This is a genomic window from Ruoffia sp. FAM 26255, from assembly GCF_045528525.1.
Lineage (GTDB): Bacteria > Bacillota > Bacilli > Lactobacillales > Aerococcaceae > Ruoffia > Ruoffia tabacinasalis.
In genome coordinates, this window is sequence record NZ_JBGQQX010000089.1 from 1 (window position 1) to 4440 (window position 4440).

Here is a 4440-nt window from a genome sequence, read left to right on the forward strand (position 1 = left end):
TGAGACTAAAAAGTTTTTCTTTAGCTTAGAAAATCGATTAAAATATTTTAATTTCGATAAAGTGATCCAAAATTGAAAAATAACGACTAGAATAACTCAATATTTAAAAGTATGAATTATTCAGGTTATTAATTACATTTTTTAATCATTATCATATTTATGCGCCCAGTTAACGCGAATTAATCTGGGCGTATTTATTTATAGAAATTTATTGTTTTTGTAATCTAATTGTAGTCCAAATACCCTTTACTAATCTATCGTTCTTTAATACAATATTCTCTATTATTATTGGACCTTATATCTTGAATATTTCTGAAAATCAAGTACTATTAAGTTAATTAAAATCTACATTAGGAGAATAAAAAAATGAAAATTGGCGCGCGGGTCTTAAAAACAGGACTAGCGATTTCACTTGCGACATATTTATCTATACTACTGATTCCTGATAACAGTGCAGCGCTTGCAGCGATTGCCGCAGTTACAACAACGATGCCATCAGTAAGAAAATCTTTCGACATGTTTACTCGTCGATTAGTAAGTAACATCATCGGTGGTCTCGTTGCGGTCTTCATGCTTTTTGCCATCGGGAGTAACCCTGTAGCCATCGGTATTGCTGCCGTAGTTACGATTGCAGTATTAAATGCCTTAAACTTATCAGATGTGTTAACATTAGCAGTTATCACACTTGTAGCAGTAATGTTAACGACTTCAGACAATTATTATCTAGCTGCACTATACCGTGTGTTAGAAACAACGATTGGGGTGATTGTTTCTTTCATTATTAATTGGTTAGTCTACCCTCCGCAACATGACAAACCTTTCTACTCAACTCTGGTCAATTTGACGAATGAAGTTTTAATATTCATTCGTGCGACACTCAGAAAGAATGTCACTTTCTCGATTCTACATCGAGATATCCAATGGGCAAGAAAAGAATATTCTACTCTAACAACTCTATTTGATTTAATGAATAATGAAGTAACATTCTCTAAGACAGAGAGAATGGGTAAAGCAAGACGATTAGTTATTTATCGTCAAATGATTAAAACAACTAAATCAGTCATTGATTTACTTGATGCCCTTCATTCGAATGATCACGTCTTTCAAAGTTTCCCAGTAGATTTAAGAATAATGCTCCGCGAACACATTGAAACATTAATGGTTGGGCACGAACAAATTTTACTTAAATTTAGTGGTCGAGTTTCAGCATCAGAAGTAAATTTTATCCATTCTCAAAAAGATTTCAAATTAGAATTTATGAAGCGATTCTTTGATCAAGCTTGGGATGAACTGGAAGCCGATACGAGCTATGAGAATGATAGTAATGGAGTCATTCACATCTTATCAGCTACTTATAATTATGAAGAATCTCTAGTAAAATTAAATAGCATTATACGTATCTACAAAGAACGTTACATTGAGTATCATGATGAAGATGAACAACTTGGTAACGAGCATCTATAATGACATAACAACAATAAAAATCCGGCTATCCTTAGTGAAAACTAAAGATAGCCGGATTTTTTATTACCTAGATTTAAAAAACAATGACTGGCATGCCATATTCAACTAATTCAAATACTTGTCCCATCATTCCTGGTGGTGTATTAATACAACCGAGTGATCCAGCTGTTTGATAAGCATTTCCACCGAATGATGACTGCCATGAAGCATCATGAATCCCTTGTGCTTGGTCATCAAAAGCAATCCAATACGACACTGGTTGAACATAATCTTGTTCAGTAATTGTATTATAACCAACTAAGTTTGTATCTTGTTCCATATTCCAAACTTGATATGCGCCTGGAACTGTTTCAGCCCCAATAATTCCTGAAACAATAGGTGTATCTAATACAAGTTGTCCATCACGGTAAATAAACATCATCTGATAAGCTATGTCGACTTCAACATAATCTTCTCCGACATAATCTCCCATACCATAACCACTTCCACCGATGACAGGTTCTCTAGTGACTTGAGCTCCGTTATGTATATCTTGAACAATCAACTCTGCTTCATCATAACGATCGATAAACCAGCCATAAGTACCGGGTTGAACTTGAACTTCACCTTGATAAGTACTACTAAAAGTACGAGGTAAGAATAAACCTGCATACTGTTCATTCAGCGAAAAAATGTATTCCTCTACAGCTTCTTGATTTACTTGTGGGTTATTATCTTCATCTAAATAAATCCAAGCGTTAATTTGCTCTTGCGGGATTGTGACAGAGTTTCCGTCGAATTCCAATGTGATTGATGTACTTTTCATTTGTTCAATGGTGTCAGCTCTTTGTATCAAGCTGTCACTTTCGGTTAACTCTGTTGGCTTCACATAGGCGTCTTCGATATTTAACTGCCCTGCTCCTGTTCCAACTGACTGAACAATCGCTTGTGCTAAACTATCTGAAGTTACTTGGTTTCCGTAAGTTTCTTCAGCGACACTTATTTCACCATTGTCATTCTTCACTAGCTGGGCATCAACTGTTGGTTCTCTTTCATCATTATTGATTCCAAGACTCGGTACCAGACCAGCCACAATATTCTCATCGATTTGAATCTGTTCTTGAATATTAACGACTTTATCGCCATTAAAGAAAGCAATTGGCCAACTCCAGCCGTTCTGGTTTTGAATGGCTTGACTCATAAGTTCATCTACTTCAGCAGACATACCAATCTGGTTCATTTCAATGTAGCCGATATTATTTTCATTTTCGTTAAAAATTAAAGTGCTCGATTCAAGGTTTTGCCCCACCGTTTCGGTCGCTTGTTGTGGTGTCATTTGACTGATTTCTACTGGTCCTGCATAAGAGCGAGGCAAGAAATGAGATTTAAAGTAAAAAGCACCCACAAAATAAATTAGTAAAATTAAAAGAACTACGATCGCAGTAATCACATAGCGTTTAGGCAACTGTCTAATTTTTTCCAATAAATCCACCTCCTATGAATATATATTTCATTCTATGACTCAGCTGCAACTTGTTCAAGGACATTTTTGAAAACTTCAATTGGCTGAGCTCCTGAAACAGCATATTTATTATTAAACACAAAGAATGGAACCCCTTGAACACCAATCGAGCCCGCTGTTGCAATATCATCTTGGACTTTTTGATGATTAGTTTGACTATCATTAAGAATCGATTGAACATCAGCTAAGTTTAGTTCTAGTTCTTGACTGAGTTTTTCAATGACTTCATTATCTTCTATATTCAAACCTTCGACGAAATGCGCTCGATAAAAACGATGGAAATAATCGTTCCCTCGTCCTTCTTCTTTTGCATACTGGAAGACTCGGTGAGCTTTTAACGTGTTTGAGTACTTTGCATCGTCATAATTCATTGTTAAACCAGCTTCAGTTGCCATGTTCTTGACACTGTCCATCATTTGTGTGACTTTATCCATTGGCATGCCTTTTAATTTCGCAAAGGTTTCATAATAGTTTAATTCAGGTTGATAAGTTCCCATTGGATCTAGTTGAAAACTTTTATATTCAATAGTCACATCGTCCTTCTCAGAAAAAGTACTTAAAGCTCGGTTTAAGTGCTCCTCAGCAATGTAGCAAAAAGGACAAACAAAATCCGACCAAATAGTAATTTCCATAAATAAATTCCTCCTAAATGATGTACTCATACATTAAGTATTCTGCTAAACCTGTATCTTCGTAATACAGTTCAATGGTATCAACCAAAACAAAGCCAGTTGCTGGATATAATTTCTTCCCAGCTCTATTTACTCCGTAAACATCAATGCGAATGGCTTTATAATTGCGTTTATTCCCGTAAGCTTGGGCAAATTGCACTAATGCTTTTGCGATACCTTTGCCTCTTGCATTAGGCATGACACCTAGAGCGTGTATCGATATGAATTCGCCTTCATCGGCTTGTATTTGCCAGTTTGCCTTTTCGTAACCTTCTGTATAGGCTTCATTAATAATCATTCCACCACAGATTTTGTCTTCTAGTTCAAAAACATAATATTGTTTAAGATTAATCGCTTCTTGAATCATTGTTTCATCAGGATAAATACCAAGTACCCAACCTGCCCCAGCCTCTACTTGCCCCGGATATTCGGTCATCACTCTATAATTGTCCATAATGATATCAAAATCACTTTGTGTTGCTAATCGAATCGACATCCATCCACCTCTTATTATGTAATCATCGTCATTAATTTTGTTTAAGTAATTAAATCTACTTATCAATTAATTTACCATAGTATTGGCTTCGATACCATGATAAAGCTTGATTTTATGCTCTTTTGTCCCATTATTTCAATATATATTTTTTTAGCTTATATTTTGAAATGAAAAAGACGACAGAAAATAAAGGTTCATGAATTTTTGATGTTGGTGGACCGAGGAGCCAGGTGACGCAGTCACCTTGGCTCTTTTTTTATTCCTATGTTTAAGTGTCTCTCTATGCAACGATAGTTTGTGTTGTGTTC

At 35.5% G+C, this 4440-nt stretch carries 4 protein-coding genes; 1 reads left to right on the forward strand and 3 read right to left on the reverse strand.

The window, feature by feature from the left end:
- Positions 1–366: 366 nt before the first annotated feature.
- On the forward strand, positions 367–1464 hold the full coding sequence (locus ACEN31_RS11015; RefSeq protein WP_407109439.1) for an FUSC family protein: 1098 nt from the start codon (positions 367–369) through the stop codon (positions 1462–1464).
- Positions 1465–1537: 73 nt separating this feature from the next.
- On the opposite strand, the gene ACEN31_RS11020 is transcribed toward ACEN31_RS11015, so the two are convergent.
- From ACEN31_RS11020 to ACEN31_RS11030, 3 genes are read right to left on the reverse strand one after another with little or no spacing between them, the layout of a single operon-like run.
- Positions 1538–2926 carry a L,D-transpeptidase family protein gene (locus ACEN31_RS11020; protein WP_407109440.1) on the reverse strand — a complete coding sequence of 463 codons (1389 nt, stop codon included), beginning with the start codon at positions 2924–2926 and terminating at the stop codon, positions 1538–1540.
- A gap of 32 nt (positions 2927–2958) precedes the next feature.
- Complete coding sequence (locus ACEN31_RS11025) at positions 2959–3597, reverse strand: DsbA family protein (protein ID WP_407109442.1); 639 nt, start codon at positions 3595–3597, stop codon at positions 2959–2961.
- 13 nt (positions 3598–3610) lie between these two features.
- Complete coding sequence (locus ACEN31_RS11030; protein ID WP_407090408.1) at positions 3611–4132, reverse strand: GNAT family N-acetyltransferase; 522 nt, start codon at positions 4130–4132, stop codon at positions 3611–3613.
- Between the last annotated feature and the right edge of the window lie 308 nt (positions 4133–4440).